This window comes from Burkholderia sp. SIMBA_062 (genome assembly GCF_046534765.1).
Lineage (GTDB): Bacteria > Pseudomonadota > Gammaproteobacteria > Burkholderiales > Burkholderiaceae > Burkholderia > Burkholderia ambifaria.
Genome location: NZ_JAWRYD010000232.1, coordinates 1 through 276, shown reverse-complemented (window position 1 = coordinate 276; position 276 = coordinate 1). Strand labels below are relative to the sequence as shown.

General features: G+C 70.3%; 1 protein-coding gene. It reads left to right on the top strand.

The window, feature by feature from the left end; all coding sequences use genetic code 11:
- On the top strand, positions 1-276 hold a 276-nt coding region (locus SB786_RS36170; RefSeq protein ID WP_410731567.1), incomplete at both ends, for a hypothetical protein.

The window sequence follows — 276 nt, the reverse complement described above, 5'->3', positions numbered from 1 at the left end:
ATGGTCGGCGCGCTCCTCATCGCCGCGGGCGCCTATTTCGGTAGTGCCTCCCCGATCGAGCGAGAAGGATCGATCGTCGTCGCGTCACCCGTGCGCGGCCGCTGGCAGGCCGTCAACTCTCCCGCTTCGGCCACGCCCAGCCACGGCCTGCACACGCTCGGTCAGACCTGGGCCATCGACCTCATCGGCATCCCCGACGACCGGCACCGCCCCGTCTACGGCCGCACGGTCACGGGCTATTTGCCACCCAGCGATTTCCCGGGCTTCGGCCTGCCG